Origin of the sequence: Flavobacterium galactosi (genome assembly GCF_048158585.1) — a bacterium.
GTDB lineage: Bacteria > Bacteroidota > Bacteroidia > Flavobacteriales > Flavobacteriaceae > Flavobacterium > Flavobacterium galactosi.
The window spans coordinates 856,300-874,035 of sequence record NZ_JBLNKV010000001.1 but is presented as its reverse complement, the minus strand read 5'-3'; the positions used below and the strand labels follow the sequence as shown (position 1 = coordinate 874,035).

The following is a 17,736-nucleotide window of genomic DNA, read 5'->3' as shown; positions in this document are numbered from 1 at the left end:
TGAATTTTAGGTTTCACCTTATACCGAATTTCTGTTGGAATTAAAAAGTACATTGTATAATTATCTAAATAATCCAAGACCTATATAATCATTAATCGTTTAAATAAGAGGAAGGATTTTTGCCAAAACGTTCTTTAAAGAGCTTGCTAAAATATTTACGATCAGAATACCCTACCAAATAAGAAACCTCAGCTACTGTATTTTCTTTTTTCAAGAGTAATTGTTTTGCCTTCTTTAATTTATATTCTCGAATATATTCTACAAGTGACAAACCCGTTAATACTTTAAGTTTTTTATAAATTACGGAATGGCTCATGCCCAAATGCTTAACGACCACATTTACAGAAAAATCAGTACAATCTATATTTTCCTCAATCAATTGTCCTAGATTTTGAAGAAATTCAAGGTCTGATTTATTTTTGGTTAAGTCCCCAATAGACATAAAATCCTCTGAACGGAATATTTCATGTAATCGCGCTCTGTTTTTTAAAATATTTTTGATTCTGGCACGAAGGAGCGACTCATTAAAAGGCTTTGTGATGTAATCATCTGCACCTGTTTCAAAACCTGCCATTTTATGCATAAAAGAAGTTCTGGCCGTTAAAAGTATAACGGGTATATGACTGGTACTCGCATTTGATTTCAAATTATGGGTCAACTCTATTCCATCCATTACAGGCATCATGACATCACTCACAATGAGATCAGGCAATTTTTCCAACGCAATTTCCAATCCTTCTTTTCCATTGGAAGCTTGTAAAACAATAAACTCATCCGAAAAAAGTTCAACAATATAGTTACATATATCCGCATTATCTTCTACAATAAGTAGGGTTTGCTCTTTGATTACAGAACCATCTACAGCAGGATGACTTTGCTCATCTATTTTTTCATTGCCTTTTTTACTGGTAAAGTAATTTTCAATAAGTTCATCATTGGTTTCATCCCCTCCGATTTCATCCTGTCCAAAATAAGAATTTCCTTTTTTTAGCCTGATTATAAAGGTACTACCGGAACCTTTTTTACTTTTAACGGTTATTTCTCCATGATGCAGCTTTATAATTTCATTTGAAATCGTTAACCCTAATCCAAAACCGGCTCCATTGACACTATTGGAATCATTGACTTGATAGAACCGATTAAATATTTTCGAAAGATGTTTCTTTGAAATCCCAACTCCTTCATCCACTAGTTCTATTTGTACTGTTTCTTCCGTTTCTGTAACAAAAAGCTTTATGGTGCCTCCCGTGTTTGTAAATTTTAATGCATTCGAAAATAAGTTATAAAGCACTTTCTCCATCTGATTTTTGTCAAACCATAATTCGATCATCTCGCTTGAGGATTCAAACTCAAATTTGATGTCCTTCTGATAGGCAAATTCCTTAAAAGACAGGTAAATCTCCTTGCTAAACTTGACCCAATCCTCTTTTACAACCTTTAATTTGATTTGATGATGCTCCAGTTTTCTAAAGTCTAGAAGTTCATTCACCAGATTAAGTAAATATTCTCCATTTTTTTTAATGGTTCCAAAAGAATTTTGTTGATGGTCTTCGGGAAAGTCATTATTTTTTAATAATTTATTTATGGAACTCAAAATCAGCGTTACCGGCGTTCTGATCTCATGGGAGATGTTCGTGAAAAAATCTTGTTTTAAATTGTAGAGTTCAATGTCTTTTTCATGTGTGAATTTCTCGAATCTTAAATCCGCTTTCATTTTTTCCCAAGTAATGATGTATTTTATAAAAACATATAAAATTAGAATTACCAAAAGGGTATAAATTAAAAAGGCCCACCATTCCAACCAAAAAGGTTTTAATATTTTAATATTTACAGCACTATATACATTTGTCCAATTGCTTCCCAATTCTCTGCTCCTAACCTTAAAAACATATTTACCCGGTGAAAGATTCGTATAAGTAGCCGTCCCAGCTTTACCTATTGATCGCCAATTTTTATCAAAATTGTCCATTTTAATTTGGTACTCACAAGTCGCAGAGGATGGAAATTGCATTGCCGCAAATTCAAAAGTAATGACATCCTGGTCATATTCTAAAATTATATCTTTAGTAAAAGCAATGTCGCTTTTTAAAATTTCGTCTTCCCCGATTGCAACTTCTTTGTTGAAAAGTTTAAAACTTGTAAATTTCACTCTTGGGGTTATATTTTTAACCTTGATTGTCCCGGGATTAAATTTAATAACTCCTTTAGAACAACCAAAATACAACATCCCTTTTTCGTCTTTGAAACAAGAGTTAATATGATAATCCCCTTTAAGATTTGAAAAGCTTTTAAAGTTTTTTATTTTATAATCATAATTAAAAATCCCTTGTTTGGTGCTAAACCAGATTAATCCGTTGTTATCTTCTATAATTGCCGTTACAGTCTGATAACGGACATTTTTATGTTTTTCAAAACGATTAATTCTTTTGGTCTTTTTATCCAAAAGATTAATTCCTTCCCCAGCGGTTCCAATCCACAAATTGCCTTTGGTATCTTTTAAGATGCTATAAACATAATCACTGCTAATGGAGTTTTGATTATTCGCTGAACTTTTATAAACTTTAAAACGGTTGGTTTTGGTATCCAAGAGATTGACTCCGCCACCAAAAGTAGCCAGCCAGATTAAATTCCCGTCTTTCTGAAGTGAGATTACATTGTCGCTACTTATAGAAAAAGGATCTCCTAATTTCTTTTTAAAACTTTTAAATTCTTTTGTAGTTACAGTATAATAATTGAGACCACCACCCCAAGTAGCTACCCAAATATTGTTTTTTTCGTCTTCAACAATATAACGAACATCATTATAACTTAACGATTTGGAATTTGCAATATCCTGTTTGAATTGCGTAAAAGAACCCGTTTTGTAATTAAAATTTACCAGACCATTCACAAAGGTTCCAATCCAAAGAGTTCCATTACGAGCCTCTTTTATATACTGAATATAATCGTCTCCTATTGAATTCTTTCGCTCACTACTATAGCGCTTTACGGTATTTGTTTTTTCTTGTAAAACAGTCAATCCTTTTCCGTCCAATCCCATAAAAAAAGTATCCTTATTTTTATAAACAGACAATACGGAGACGGGAGTTCCTCCTTTATCGGTACTAGACAAAAAAGTATAGTCTTTATTAAAACTTAAAACATCAACACCATTCCATGCCGTTCCTAACCAAATATTAGAATTCTCATCTTCCATGATATTATAGATGGCATTACTGGAAATTGAGGAGTGTAATTGGGAGTCATTTGTATAATTATAAACAATTGGTTTTGCACTATTTACATTGGTTATTTTAAAAAGCCCATTGCCATCTGTTCCAATCCATAAAGCACCGTTTTTTCCCTTTTTTATGCATCGTACAATCGTAATCGTTTTATCTATTCCATAATTTTTTTTTTGAAAGCTTAAACTATTTACATCTAATGTCAGCAATCCTTTCCCGCTCGTACCGATTAGAATTTCATCCTTATTCAAACTGCTTATGGAATGGATGTAATCCGGCGACATAGTGCTGGAAGAATTAATGCGTACAAACTCTCCCGTTTTGGGATTGAATTTATTTAAACCGCCACCAAAAGTACCGATCCAAAGATTTTTATTCGCATCTTCATAAATACTTCTAACATCATTATGACTTAATGATTTTTTATTGTTGGCCTGAAACTTATACGTTTTAAATGTTTGTTTTTTTGTATTAAAAAAAGAAAGTCCATTTTTTGTTCCTATCCAAATCGTTCCTTTTGAATCTTCAATAAGGGTATTCAATTCATTGGAAGGAATCGCGTTAGTATCGTTGGAAATGTTTTTGTAGGTAACAAATTTATCATTCGAAGGATTGTATAAATTCAAACCGCCTCCAAAGGTAGCAATCCAAATTTTCCCTTTATGATCTATTAGCAAATCGGAAATATCATTGGCACTTAAAACACTATTTTGTTTATTGTATGTCTTTATTTTGTTCCCATCATACCGATTCAAACCGTTTTCAGTACCAATCCAAACGAATCCATTTTTTTCCTTTACAATACTTCTGACTCTATCATTAGACAGTCCATTCGTTTGATTTATTTTATTAAATATAACTTGCGACTGACTAAAACAAGGAGTAAAAACAGCAGATACTAAAAGGGAAATTAAGGCAAAAAAAGAGTGTAGTAGTTTAGTTTTCAATGTCAAATTTGATTTAAGAAATCCCTAGAAATAAAGTATCGAATGTATTATTTTGAAAAACATACTTTCCGAGAAGTTGGTTCTAATTAACAAATATATACATTTGAAACCTACATCCGCCTTATTCTGTTAATAATGAATTTTAACGCCTGCTCTTTAGATAAAATGCAGAAATACAATTTAAATAAAATTGCAGCTTTTTAGACAAAAAAAAATCCCAACCACTCTTTCGAGGTATTGGGACGTTTTGATAATTCTGATATTCGTGGTAATTTGATATTTTATAAAGTTTAATTGTTGATTTGTTTAATCGATTAAACAAGTCTCAATACAAAATAATTTTTCTTACCGCTTTGTAACAATACAAACTGGTTATTGATTAAATCTTTGCTAGAAAGCACAAAATCTTCTGCAACTTTTTCTTTATTTACTGAAATAGAGTTTGCTGTCAAAGCACGTCTTGCTTCGCCATTCGATTTCAAAAAACCTGTCTTTTCGTTTAAAACGTCAACAATATTTATTCCAGCTTCAATTTCATTTCTTCCAATTTCGGCTTGAGGAACACCGTCAAAAACATCTAAAAAAGTTGCTTCATCCAATTGTTTCAAATCATCTGAAGTAGAATTCCCGAACAAAATATTCGAAGCTTTAATGGCATTTTCTAAATCTTCCGCGGAATGCACCATTACGGTAGTTTCTTCTGCCAAACGTTTTTGTAACAAGCGTAAATGCGGCGCTTCTCTATGTTTTTCGGTTAGAACCTCAATTTCTTCTTTTGATAAAAAAGTAAAAATCTTAATGTATTTCTCCGCATCAATATCTGAGGTATTCAACCAATATTGGTAAAATTTATACGGAGAAGTTCTGGCCGAATCCAACCAAATATTCCCACCTTCTGATTTTCCAAATTTTGTCCCATCCGCTTTTGTAATCAACGGACAAGTCAATGCATAGGCTTTACCCTGTGCTATTCTACGCACTAATTCCGTACCAGTGGTGATATTCCCCCACTGGTCGCTTCCTCCCATTTGTAGCGTGCAATTTTTATTTTTGTACAAATGTAAAAAGTCATATCCTTGAACCAATTGGTATGTAAACTCCGTAAACGACATTCCTTCGGCAGCTTCAGATGACAAACGTTTCTTAACTGAATCTTTGGACATCATATAATTTACCGTAATGTGCTTTCCAATATCCCGAATAAAATCCAGAAATGAAAAGTTCTTCATCCAGTCGTAATTATTCACTAGTTCTGCCGCATTCGCCGCATCGGAAGTAAAATCTAAAAACCGAGCCAATTGCCCTTTTATAGCTTCTTGATTGTGACGCAATGTCGTTTCGTCAAGTAAATTTCTTTCATTGGATTTCCCGGATGGATCACCTATCATTCCTGTTGCACCTCCCACTAATGCTAATGGTTTGTGTCCGGATAGCTGAAAATGTTTCAATAACATCACCCCTACTAAATGTCCAATATGCAATGAATCGGCAGTTGGGTCAATTCCCACATACGCCACACGCATTTGTTCCATCAAATGTTCTTCTGTACCGGGCATAACATCGTGGAGCATTCCTCTCCAAGTCACTTCTTCAATAAAATTCTTCATCTTTTTAATCAATTTGCACAAAGATAAAATTTATTGTGGATTCGGTTATTTGTTTATTCGGTTATTCGAAAAAAATTATTCGTATTTTCGTAGCATGATTTTAGTCACAGGAGGAACAGGTTTAGTAGGTGCCCATTTATTGCTTCATTTAATTGAATCCCGCAGCATCGGGAGTGAAAAAATACGGGCTATTTATCGCGAGGCAAAAAGTATAGAAAAGACCAAAAATCTCTTTCATTTATACAAAAAACCTCATTTATTTGATGCTATCGAATGGATTCAGGCTGACATTACCGACGTTCCGGCGTTAGAAAAAGCTTTTGAGGGAATCGATTCTGTTTATCATTGCGCCGCTTTGATTTCTTTCGATCCAAAAGACGAAAATTTAATTCGGAAAACCAATATTGAAGGAACCGCGAATATTGTCAATTTTTGTATTGCCAATGCAATAAAAAAACTGTGTTATATGAGTTCAATCGCTGCTCTTGGCGATTTAGCCTCTCACGAAAAGGTCATCACAGAAGAAACCGAATGGAATCCCGAAAAGCCACATAGCGATTATGCCATTTCTAAATATGGCGCCGAAATGGAAATATGGCGTGGGCAACAGGAAGGACTGCAAGTGATAATTCTGAATCCGGGTGTGATTATTGGTCCCGGTTTTTGGGAACAAGGAAGCGGACAACTTTTTATGAAAGTAAAAAAAGGAATGTCATTTTACACTTTGGGAAGTTCGGGATTTGTTGCCGTGACTGATGTGGTCCGAATCGCTACACAGTTAATGAAAAGCGAAATTCAGAACGAAAGCTTTACATTAATTGCAAAAAATATCATTTTTCGAGATATCTTAAATAGCATTGCCGATACTCTTCTTGTAAAAAGACCTGCTATTCATGCAAAACCTCTGTTCATGAAAATTTGCTGGAAAATAGACTGGATACTCTCGAATATTTTTATGCAAAAAAGACAGCTAACTAGCGCTATTGCAAAAGCGTCTTATTCAAAAAATGAGTATTCCAATGAAAAAATTACGACTGCATTGAATACTGAATTTTTAGACATTCATCAATACATCAAAGAAATTTCAAACTTGTAATTAAAGTCTTTTTCTTTGGTTGATTTCTAATGAATCTATTAGTTTGGTTGTTGGTGAAACTGGTTTTACAACAGGCTTTTTCTTCTTATTCTTATTCTTTTTTGCTTCAGCCTTAATCAATGCGGTTATCTCTGCTTTCTTTTTAGTAAACCTATCTTCTAATTGAGCAACAATATTTGCATATTCTTCATAATCAGAAGCATAATATGCAATGTTTTGTGCAAATTGCAGACTATCAATTTTATACTTTTTATAAATATATTTTTTAGGATTTATTTTAAAAGTATCCAAAGACATCGGATTTTCTAATCTAATAGCTTCCAGCAATGACAAATCATACATAATATCAACCATGACCTCTTTTTCCATAAGACGATTTGGTTTTTTCACTACCTCCTCCTTACAGCTTATGAGTATGGAAATAATCGCTAAAAGTGATATTATTTTCTTCATCTTTTGCCTTTTATCTGTCAAACAATAATCGTTTTCCTGCACGAATATCTTTTACTTTGAAAGCCGTATACACTAATTGTCCGTTTACAAAAGTATGCGTTATTCTGGATTTAAAAGTAAATCCTTCAAATGGTGACCATCCACATTTAGCAAGAATATTTTCCTTTTTAACACTCCATGGCAAACCTGAATTTATAATAACTAAATCGGCATAATAGCCTTCTTTTATAAAACCACGTTTCTCTATTTTGAAAATCTTAGCCGGATTATGGCACATTTTTTCGACAATTTTTTCAATACTTATTTTACCCTGATGATGTGCTTCAAACATGGCAACAACCGCATGTTGCACTAATGGCCCACCAGAAGGAGCTTTTAGATACGGCAGTTTCTTTTCTTCCAGTGTGTGTGGTGCGTGATCAGTGGCAATAACATCAATTCTGTCATCAAGCAATGCTTCCCAGAGTACTTTTCGGTCATTGGCTGTTTTTACTGCCGGATTCCACTTGATTAAATTGCCTTTGGTTGCATAATCATCATTGGTAAACCATAAGTGATGCACACAAACTTCGGCAGTGATTTTCTTGTCTTCCAATGGAATTTTATTGGTAAACAAATCCATTTCTTTCGCAGTCGAAAGATGGAATATATGTAAGCGTGCGCCTGTTTTTTTAGCAAGAGCAATTGCTTTTGAAGACGAAATATAACACGCTTCTTCACTTCTAATTAAGTGATGAACCGTTACCGGAACCTCTTCTCCAAACTCTTCTTTGTATTTTTCTAAATTATTCTTGATGGTCGTTTCATCCTCACAGTGAACTGCAATAAGCATGGGCGTACTAGAAAATATTTTTTCTAAAGTAGCCTCGTTATCCACCAACATATTGCCTGTAGACGAACCTAAAAATATTTTTATTCCCGCAACATTCTTCGGATTTGTTTTTAGAACTTCTTCTAAATTATCATTTGTAGCGCCCATCATAAAAGAATAATTCGCATAGGATTTCTCCGCAGCAATTTGATATTTTTCTTCTAAGATTTCTTGGGTTACCGCATTTGGCACCGTATTTGGCTGTTCTATGTAGGAAGTAATTCCTCCGGCTACCGCGGCTTTCGATTCTGATTCAATGTCACCTTTGTACGTAAGACCCGGTTCCCTGAAATGAACCTGATCGTCTATCGCACCCGGGATTAGGTAATTCCCTTCGGCATCGATGATTTTACATTGAGAAGATTTAGCGCTTATGCTTTCGGCAATTTCAACAATTAAGTCATCTTCAATTAGTACATCACCTTCGAAAATCGTTCCTTCATTTACTATTTTGGCATTCTTAATTAAAATCCTGTTCATCGTATCTTCTGCTTATAATGTGTTGACTAATTTTTTTAATCTAAGTGAAACAACCCCAAAAATGGCCTCTTTAATAATTAAATTACTCATTTTAGATTGTCCTTTTGTTCTATCTGTAAAAATAATTGGAACCTCAACAATTTGGAATTTTTTACAGTAGGTTCTGTATTTCATTTCAATTTGAAATGCATAACCTACAAACTTTATTTTATTTAAATTGATACTTTCCAGCACCTCTCTTTTATAACATACAAACCCCGCTGTCGCATCATGGATTTCCATTCCTGTAATAAATCGGACATAAACAGAGGCAAAATACGATAGTAAAACACGGCTTAATGGCCAGTTTACCACATTCACACCCGTTACATATCGGGACCCAATTGCTAAATCGGCATCTCCTAAATGGCACGCATTATACAATTTTTCTAAATCATTTGGGTTGTGCGAAAAATCAGCATCCATTTCGAAAATAAAACCATATTTTCGTTCCAAAGCCCATTTAAAACCATGTACATAAGCAGTTCCTAATCCGGATTTCTTGGCTCTTTTTTCTAAAAACAATCGGTCTTTATACTCCGATTGTAGCATAAGTACTCTATCCGCTGTACCGTCAGGCGAATTATCATCAATAATAAGAACATGAAAAGGCTTGTGTTGTGAAAGCACCGTTCTAATAATGCCTTCGATATTTTCAATTTCGTTATAGGTAGGAATTATAACAATACAATCGTTCATATTTTGAGTAATTTCAACGCAAAAGTAAACTTTTTATGCCATTTGATTCATAATAAATTTATAATAAAAAAGAATGATGTAAAAAATTAGTAATTTTGCATCCCTATGATTGAACATATACTTCATCCAAGAATAACCGAAAATAAAGACTGGGCCACACTTTTATTTGTGTTGTCATTTGCTATTATTGCTATTACCAAATCTGTTTTCGAAAATCGTTTTGGTGATTTTGCAAATTTAATTTTTTCAAATAAATACACCAAAATATATAGAGACAGCAGCCATCTTAAAAGCGGTTTTACTGTTTCTTTATTTTTAGTGCAGGTTATTTCATTTGCATTTTTTATTCAACTTTCGTTGAGTCAGTTTGGATATGCCACAAAAACAGATTGGATACTTTATATTCAAATAATCACTTTCCTTATATTTTTCATTTTATCGAAATATCTCATAGAAAAAATTATTGGTACAGCATTCAATATGGAGGAATTTGTAGAACAATTTAACCTCCAAAAAGTGACTTATAGAACCTATATTGGATTATTTATCCTGCCAATCAATATTATTCTGTTCTATTACGACACAATCTTAAGAAATATTCCATTATTTATTATTTGTATAGTATTAATAATGAACATGTTAGCATATATAATTTCAATAAAAAATTATCAAAATTTAATATTAGGTAAGTTGTTTTATTTTATTTTATATCTTTGCGCTCTTGAAATAGCCCCCTATTACTTTATGTATTATTGGCTTACAAAAGGGAGCGCGTAGAAAATGTTAAAATATGAAAGTGAAAACAATTTTGGTGTCACAGCCCGAACCTAAAGTGGAAAATTCCCCTTACTTTGAGCTTCAACAAAAGCATAAAGTTAAAATTGATTTCAGACCTTTTATTCATGTAGAAGGCGTTAATGCAAAAGAGATTAGACTTCAAAAAATCGATCTTAATCATTACACGGCAATTATTTTAACCAGTAAGAATGCTGTTGATCATTTCTTCAGAGTTGCTGACGAAATGCGTTTTAAAGTACCTGAGGGATTAAAGTATTTTTGCCAGTCTGAAGCAATTGCTTTTTACCTGCAGAAATATGTAGTGTACAGAAAACGTAAAATTTACGTGGGTCCTAAAGATTTTGCTGATTTATCTCCACTGATAAAAAAATACAAAGACGAAAAATTCTTATTACCTGCTTCAGACCAATTAAATGCAGATGCGCCAATAACGCTGAATGCATTGAAAGTGGACTGGACTCCAGCGGTTTTTTACAAAACTGTAATGAGCGATTTATCTGATTTAGCAGATGTATATTATGATGTTTTGGCTTTCTTTAGCCCAACCGGAATAAAATCATTGTTTATGAACTTTCCAGATTTCAAGCAAAACGATACCCGAATTGCTGTTTTTGGAAGTACTACACAAAAAGAAGCGTTGGATCATGGTTTAAGAGTAGATATTCTTGCACCAACACCAGCAACACCTTCAATGACAATGGCTTTGGAAAAATACATTGTAGAAGCAAATAAAGGAAAATAGAAAATTACTTTTCAATACAATCAAAAGCCATTCGCAATCCGAATGGCTTTTTTTATGCGACAAAATTGAATAATTACATTATTTCTTAAATGAACTTCTATTTCTTATATGTTGCTAAATACAACCCATATAAGAAATAGAAGTTCATTTGAGCCTAAAAAAAGCACAGTAATCTTATATTTTTATTAACATTAATCATTTTTTCCTTAAATTTGATTTTCAATTCAAACTAAATACAATAGTTTAGTTTAAAATAACAACTTATGAAAATAAACTCCCTTATAGTAGAAATAGACGGTATCGATAAAGAAATTTTACGTGACCTGATGGAAGATGCCCGAAAACCAATCCTTCAAATCGCAAACAAAATAGGGATTTCAGGAGCTGCCATTCACCAGAGATTGCGAAAATTGGAACAATCCGGCGTTATTTCAGGATCCAAGTTTACCGTGAATCATAAGATTCTAGGTTATAATACGATGGCATTTGTTGGGATTTACCTAGACAAAGCAGCTCGGAATCCGGAAGCGGTAAGAGATTTGAAAAAAATCCCTGAAGTATTAGAATGCCATTACACTACAGGAAACTGGTCGATATTAATCAAAATTATTTGTCGTGATAATGAGCATTTAATGCATTTACTAAACACCAAAATTCAGGCCATCGAAGGCGTTTCCAGAACAGAAACGTTCATATCATTAGACCAACAAATTGACAGACAGATTCAATTGTAATTTTGAGTTAATCGATTAATTGTTCATTTTAAGTTATTGGACAAAAAAAATCCGCCTCAGGTTTAAACAAGGCGGATTTTATATTTTTGGAGCGAAAATTAATTTCTTCTTCCGCCCATATAGATTGAAACATAATACAACAAAGTTGCAATAGATCCTAAAGCAGCCACTACATAGGTTCTTGCAGCCCATTTTAGTGAATCTTTTGCTCCAGCCTGCTCTTGTTGTGTCAGCATTCTTTTATTTTCTAACCAAGCTAACGCACGATTGCTCGCATCATATTCTACTGGTAAAGTAATAATAGAAAACAACGTTGTTGCCGCAAAAATCACGATTCCAATTAATAACAACTGAGGAAAAGTTTTAATCATCAAAATTCCAGCCAGTAAAATCCATTGCATGTACGTTGAAGCCACATTTACAATTGGAACCAATTGCGAGCGCATCGTCAACCATCTATATCCTACGGCATGTTGTACGGCGTGACCGCATTCGTGTGCAGCAACAGCAGCCGCAGCCGCATTACGTTGATTATAAACTGCCTCGCTTAAATTTACTGTTTTATCCAAAGGATTATAATGATCCGTTAATTGCCCCGCAACCGAGATTACTTTCACATCCCGAATTCCATTATCAGCAAGCATTTTCTCGGCGATTTCAGCACCAGACATTCCGTTTTGTAATTGTAATTTAGAATAATGTTCAAATTTGCTTTTCAGTCTTGAACTAACTAACCAGCTAAACAGCATAATTGCTCCAGCAAGAATCAAATAACTCATTCCCATATTTTTGTTTGTTTTTTTAAATGTTTAAAATAAAACATCAAATTTTGAACCAATTTTTTACAATGTCAAAATGACACAAGAAAACAGCAACAAAATTATTCATTAACACTAAACTGCTTATTTACAGCTTCAAATTTAGCGATCAAACCGTTGACTCTAGCTTGCTCTTTTTTGATTTCTTTTGGTCTTAAATAAAACCAGGTAAACCCAATCCATCCCAACATTACTACATAAGTAAAAATTCCCCAAAATATTGTCATACGGGATGTGTATTCATACATGTACAAACACAACCCGGATCCGAGCAGTATAAAATATAAACTCAATACGGTAGATTGCAAAAACTGTTGTTTTGTTTTAATCGAAATTAATTTTTGCAAATAGTCATTATTGCTTTGAGCACCATCAATCGTTTTATAAGATGCTACTAATTTATTGTAAACGAATAAATACATAACCATTGCCAAAACAGTTAAAACAATTCCAATTTTGGTTGAAATAAACTCAGGCTGATAATAATACCAGATAGAAATAATAAACGCAATTGTCGCAATAAGCAAAACATTTGTTATAACTAATTTCCTTAAGCTAGCTCTCTTGAAATATTTCAGTTTAGAAAGCAATTCGTCCATATTGGGCTGGCTTACTGCCTGTTTTTTCCATAAATCTTTAAAGTCTATATTATTGTCCATTTTCTTTAAATTTTTGAGTTAATTTTTCTTTTATTCTATGGATTTTCACTCTCGTATTCGCTTCAGAAAGCCCAACGATATTGGCTATTTCTGTTTGTTTTACATCTTCCAGTTCGAGTGAAATAATAATACGGTCGATTTCTGGTAGTTCAGCAATGCATTGGTACAAAAATTGAATCTGAGGTTCTGGCGAATAGTGCTTTTCTTCTATAATATGTATTGGAAGTTCTGACTTGGGAAATCGTTTTTCTTTTTCTATTTGCCTCAGGCAATTATTAGATGCAATCCGAAAAATCCAGGTTCCAATACTGGCTTCATTCCTAAATGTATGGAGTTTTTGCCAAACAATAATAAACGTTTCCTGAGTCATATCCTGCGCAATGTCATAATCATTTACGTAACCCATGCATAAACGAAATATCTTCTGCCAATAGGATTTGTATAATTCTTCAAACTCCATTATTTCGATTGTATAAAGTTGTTTAATTGTGCCAAATACCATTCTTTATCATCATACATAATAAAGTGTAACCCTTTGTTTGAATATTGAAAACTGGCCGTTTTTAAATTTTCGTATTGCGCCTCAATAGGAGCTTTGTAATTTGAAAAACCAAACTCCAGCAATATCAATGAAGGACATTGTATTTTCGCGATTTTATCTCTCAAATCGGTATTGGAAAAATCACAATACATTTCGCCAAACGTTTTTCTGTCTGATTTCATGCTCCAGCTAATTGCTTCATCTTGTTTTGTAGCATCTGCTAAAAGCATGGCCATATTTCTTTTTTGCATTTGATAAAATTCATCTTCAGACATAGCCGTTATTTGAGTGAGCATTGAAGTGCAATCGTTATTTTCTTGTGATTTAAAAGAAGGATCCCTTAAAGCAGCCAAACAAGGAAGCGCATCAACAACTGCAATTTTGTTTATTAGTTCTGGATAATCTGAAGCAAGCGCAAGCGCCAAACCGCCACCCATACTGTGACCAACTATAATTGGTCTTTCGATTTTGTTTGCTTTTATGTAATTGGCAATTTCTGTTTCCCAACTTTTAAATGAAGCATTTGGTTGTGGTTTAACCCCGGCAAAACCAGCCATAGTAAAAGTGTAACAAGTAAATTCTTTTTCAAAATTAGATTTTGTTCCATTCCAGACATCCCCAGAACTGGCAAATCCGGGCAGAAAGATTATGGATTGTTTCCCTTTTCCTGTTTTGGTGATTTCAAACGGATACGATTTAGTTTGTCCGAATACATTTAAACACAATGCTGAAAATAATAAGGCGATAATCAAGAAGAGATACTTTTTCATTTTAATAGATTTAAGTTGTTAAATGATCCAATTCGCCTTTTAGATACAGGACATATTAAAATGTTACAAAAGTTAAAAGTAATTTTTAATTTTCTGTTTATTAGTTGTTTGCAAAACAAAAAAAATCCTAATTCTAAAATTTAGAATTAGGATTGATTATATACTGTGGACGCATTATTTATCCAACCAAATTGATGATTTTCCCAGGAACGATAATCACCTTATTTGGCGTTCTTCCTTCTAATTGTTTGATGGTTCTTTCGTCTTTCATAACGATTTCCTCGATTTGTTCCTTGGTTAAATCCAAAGGTAAAACCATCGTAAAACGCATTTTTCCATTGAAAGAAACCGGATATTCTTTGCTGCTTTCCACCAAATGTTGCGCGTCGAATAGTGGAAAATCAACCGTTGCAATAGAACCTGTATTTCCTAATAACGACCATAATTCTTCGGCAATGTGTGGCGCATAAGGCGAAATCACAATCGCTAATGGTTCCAGAATAGCACGAGAATGACAGTTTTGAGTGGACAATTCATTCACACAAATCATAAACTGAGAAACCGACGTATTAAAAGAGAAGCTCTCAATATCTTCCGCTACTTTCTTGATGGTTTTGTGTAATGATTTTAAGTTGTCTTTGGTTGGTGCGTCATTGGCAACAATCAAACCATTTTCATCAAAATACAAACGACACAGTTTTTTCAAGAATCCAAAAACACCCGAAATTCCTGCCGTGTTCCAAGGTTTTGCTTGTTCCAATGGTCCCAAAAACATTTCATACAAACGCAACGTATCTGCTCCGTATTCATTGCAAATATCATCCGGAGTTACCACATTGTATTTAGATTTCGACATTTTTTCAATTTCACGACCTACTATGTATTTTCCGTTTTCTTCGGTGATAAATTCAGCATCTTTATAATCTTCTCTCCAGTTTTTGAATTTCTCAATATCTAATTCATCCGAAGAATTTACAAACGAAACATCAACATGAATTGGGTTATAATTCGTTTTTACAAAATTCCATTCAACAATAAAATCCTGTGCTTTATATTCATTTTCTACTTCCTCAATAATAGATTTTATTCCCGTGAAATCTCCTGATAAGACATTTGAATAAATATTTTTTGAAATGAAATATTTTTTAAGTTTTACATTTTCCATATTACCAAACTCAACAAGTTTTTTAACCGTCACAGATGGCATAACACGATAAACAAATGCACTCATTCCCAAAATCATTCCCTGATTAATCAGTTTTTTGAATGGTTCTTCGGTTGGTGCAAAACCTTTATCTTTTAGGAATTTGTTCCAAAAACGAGAATACAATAAATGTCCGGTTGCGTGTTCGCTTCCGCCAATATATAAATCCACACTTTCCCAATAGGCCAAAGCGTCTTTACTGGCAAATTCGTTTTCATTGTGCGCATCCATATAACGCATCCAATACCATGAACTTCCTGCCCAACCTGGCATCGTGTTCAATTCAAGAGGATGAATTGTTTTATTGTCGACTAAATCCGTATTAACCACTTCATTCGTTTCTGTATTCCAAGCCCAAATCAAAGCATTACCTAAAGGCGGCAAACCTTCTTCGGTTGGTAAATATTTCTCTACTTCCGGCAAGATGATTGGCAAATGTTTCGCATCAATCATTTGCGGCAATCCATTCACATAATATACCGGAAACGGCTCTCCCCAATAGCGTTGGCGAGAGAAAACGGCATCACGCAAACGGTAATTCGTTTTTCCTTTTCCTTGGTTTAACTTTTCCAGTTCTTCGATAACTTTTTTGGTCGCTTCTTTGTAATTCAATCCGTTTAGGAAATCCGAATTAGCGATAATCACATTGTCTTTCGAACCATACGCCACCTCAGAAATATCGACATTTGCAAAAATGTTTTTAATCTCTGGCATACCTCCCGAAGCTTCGGGATGTCCTTTGAAGAAATTTGCAAAAGCATAATCTCTTTCATCACCACAAGGAACCGCCATCACAGCGCCTGTTCCGTAACCTGCCAAAACATAATCCCCAATCCAAACCGGAATCGGCTCTTTGGTAAACGGATGTTCCGCATACGCTCCGGTGAATACTCCCGAAATGGTTTTAACATCGGCCATACGTTCTCTTTCGGAACGTTTTGACGTTTTTTCTATATAGGCTTCCACTTCCGCTTTTTGTTCCGGAGTAGTTATTTGTGAAACCAATTCGTGTTCCGGAGCCAATGTCATAAACGTCACTCCGAAAATGGTATCAGGTCTAGTCGTGAAAACCGCAATTTTAGCTTCTGAATTTTGAATATTAAATTCCACCGTTGCTCCAACAGATTTTCCAATCCAGTTTCTTTGACTTTCCTTAATGCTTTCACTCCAATCAATAACATTTAATCCTTGTAACAAACGTTCCGCATAAGCCGAAATTCGCATGCTCCATTGGGTCATTTTCTTGCGCACCACTGTAAAACCGCCACGCTCTGAAACACCATTTACGATTTCATCATTCGCCAAAACAGTTCCTAATCCAGGACACCAGTTCACCTCAGTCTCGGCTAAATAGGTCAATCTGTATTGCAGCAAAATTCGCTCCTGCTGTTCTTTTGCGAAAGCGTTCCACTCATTTGCTGAAAAGCTTTCAATAGTATCATCGCAAACTGCATTTAATCCCGAAGTTTCGGGAGCGTTTCCTTCTTTCTCAAAGATGGAAACCAAAGTCGAAATATCTTCGGCTTTATCGCTATTTTTGTTGTACCAAGAATTAAATAATTGGATGAAAATCCATTGCGTATGTTTGTAATAATCCGAATTTGAAGTACGCACTTCTCTGCTCCAATCGAAGGAGAACCCAATTTTATCCAATTGCTTTCTGTAACCCGCAATTTTATTTCCTTCTTTATCCGTTCCTCCGTCAATATTTACCGAAGTCGTATCTTCCGGACGTTGACCCGTTTGAATGGCATATTGTTCCGCAGGCAAACCAAAACTGTCATAACCCATAGGGTGCAACACATTAAAACCTTGGTGTCTTTTATATCTGGAATAAACATCAGAAGCGATGTATCCCAGCGGATGCCCAACGTGTAATCCCGCTCCAGATGGATAAGGAAACATGTCAAGTACGTAATATTTAGGTTTTGTTGCGTTGTTTTCGGCTTTAAACGTTGCGTTTTCTAACCAATATTTTTGCCATTTGGCCTCTATTTCGTTCGGATTGTATTTCATTCCTCTTTATATATTGTTTTTTAATGGAGTCATGCTAT

The 17,736-nt window shown here is 34.2% G+C and carries 14 protein-coding genes; 4 read left to right on the top strand and 10 right to left on the bottom strand.

Features of this window, described 5'->3' with window-relative positions:
* Positions 1 to 91: 91 nt before the first annotated feature.
* Both ACM55M_RS03710 and tyrS read right to left on the bottom strand, forming a co-directional pair.
* The gene (locus ACM55M_RS03710; protein ID WP_416856152.1) at positions 92 to 4,171 is read right to left on the bottom strand and encodes a hybrid sensor histidine kinase/response regulator transcription factor; all 4,080 of its coding nucleotides are present in this window, start codon (positions 4,169 to 4,171) and stop codon (positions 92 to 94) included.
* A 314-nt stretch (positions 4,172 to 4,485) separates the two neighbouring features.
* On the bottom strand, positions 4,486 to 5,778 hold the full coding sequence (gene tyrS, locus ACM55M_RS03705; RefSeq protein ID WP_416856151.1) for a tyrosine--tRNA ligase: 1,293 nt from the start codon (positions 5,776 to 5,778) through the stop codon (positions 4,486 to 4,488).
* Positions 5,779 to 5,872: 94 nt separating this feature from the next.
* On the opposite strand from tyrS, the gene ACM55M_RS03700 reads away from it, so the two are divergent.
* Positions 5,873 to 6,874, top strand: a complete 1,002-nt coding sequence (locus tag ACM55M_RS03700; RefSeq protein WP_416856150.1) for an NAD-dependent epimerase/dehydratase family protein — start codon at positions 5,873 to 5,875, stop codon at positions 6,872 to 6,874.
* On the opposite strand, the gene ACM55M_RS03695 is transcribed toward ACM55M_RS03700, so the two are convergent.
* From ACM55M_RS03695 to ACM55M_RS03685, 3 genes are read right to left on the bottom strand one after another with little or no spacing between them, the layout of a single operon-like run.
* Positions 6,875 to 7,327 (bottom strand): DUF4296 domain-containing protein, encoded by a 453-nt coding sequence (locus ACM55M_RS03695; protein WP_416856149.1) that lies wholly within the window; start codon positions 7,325 to 7,327, stop codon positions 6,875 to 6,877.
* 10 nt (positions 7,328 to 7,337) lie between these two features.
* The gene (locus ACM55M_RS03690; protein WP_416856148.1) at positions 7,338 to 8,678 is read right to left on the bottom strand and encodes a dihydroorotase; all 1,341 of its coding nucleotides are present in this window, start codon (positions 8,676 to 8,678) and stop codon (positions 7,338 to 7,340) included.
* Between the two features lie 12 nt (positions 8,679 to 8,690).
* Complete coding sequence (locus ACM55M_RS03685) at positions 8,691 to 9,416, bottom strand: polyprenol monophosphomannose synthase (RefSeq protein WP_416856147.1); 726 nt, start codon at positions 9,414 to 9,416, stop codon at positions 8,691 to 8,693.
* A gap of 105 nt (positions 9,417 to 9,521) precedes the next feature.
* Here ACM55M_RS03685 and ACM55M_RS03680 point away from each other — a divergent pair, with 105 nt between their 5' ends.
* The 3 genes from ACM55M_RS03680 (at position 9,522) to ACM55M_RS03670 (ending at position 11,690) form a co-directional block, all read left to right on the top strand.
* Positions 9,522 to 10,193, top strand: coding sequence for a DUF4271 domain-containing protein (locus tag ACM55M_RS03680; RefSeq protein ID WP_416856146.1), 672 nt, complete (start codon positions 9,522 to 9,524; stop codon positions 10,191 to 10,193).
* A 13-nt stretch (positions 10,194 to 10,206) separates the two neighbouring features.
* Positions 10,207 to 10,956 carry a uroporphyrinogen-III synthase gene (locus ACM55M_RS03675; RefSeq protein WP_416848228.1) on the top strand — a complete coding sequence of 250 codons (750 nt, stop codon included), beginning with the start codon at positions 10,207 to 10,209 and terminating at the stop codon, positions 10,954 to 10,956.
* Between the two features lie 263 nt (positions 10,957 to 11,219).
* Positions 11,220 to 11,690: an Lrp/AsnC ligand binding domain-containing protein gene (locus ACM55M_RS03670; protein WP_143387568.1), complete on the top strand. Its 471-nt coding sequence runs from the start codon at positions 11,220 to 11,222 to the stop codon at positions 11,688 to 11,690.
* A 98-nt stretch (positions 11,691 to 11,788) separates the two neighbouring features.
* Here the strand turns inward: ACM55M_RS03670 and ACM55M_RS03665 are convergent, their stop codons facing one another.
* The 5 genes from ACM55M_RS03665 to ACM55M_RS03645 form a co-directional block, all read right to left on the bottom strand.
* Positions 11,789 to 12,475 (bottom strand): zinc metallopeptidase, encoded by a 687-nt coding sequence (locus ACM55M_RS03665; RefSeq protein ID WP_416856145.1) that lies wholly within the window; start codon positions 12,473 to 12,475, stop codon positions 11,789 to 11,791.
* A gap of 95 nt (positions 12,476 to 12,570) precedes the next feature.
* Positions 12,571 to 13,167 carry a hypothetical protein gene (locus tag ACM55M_RS03660; protein WP_416856144.1) on the bottom strand — a complete coding sequence of 199 codons (597 nt, stop codon included), beginning with the start codon at positions 13,165 to 13,167 and terminating at the stop codon, positions 12,571 to 12,573.
* Complete coding sequence (locus ACM55M_RS03655; RefSeq protein WP_416856143.1) at positions 13,157 to 13,627, bottom strand: RNA polymerase sigma factor; 471 nt, start codon at positions 13,625 to 13,627, stop codon at positions 13,157 to 13,159. The genes ACM55M_RS03660 and ACM55M_RS03655 overlap by 11 nt, the downstream gene beginning before the upstream one ends.
* The gene (locus tag ACM55M_RS03650) at positions 13,627 to 14,478 is read right to left on the bottom strand and encodes an alpha/beta fold hydrolase (RefSeq protein ID WP_416856142.1); all 852 of its coding nucleotides are present in this window, start codon (positions 14,476 to 14,478) and stop codon (positions 13,627 to 13,629) included. Before ACM55M_RS03650 ends, ACM55M_RS03655 begins: the two co-directional genes overlap by 1 nt.
* Before the next feature lie 178 nt (positions 14,479 to 14,656).
* On the bottom strand, positions 14,657 to 17,698 hold the full coding sequence (locus ACM55M_RS03645; RefSeq protein ID WP_416856141.1) for a leucine--tRNA ligase: 3,042 nt from the start codon (positions 17,696 to 17,698) through the stop codon (positions 14,657 to 14,659).
* Between the last annotated feature and the right edge of the window lie 38 nt (positions 17,699 to 17,736).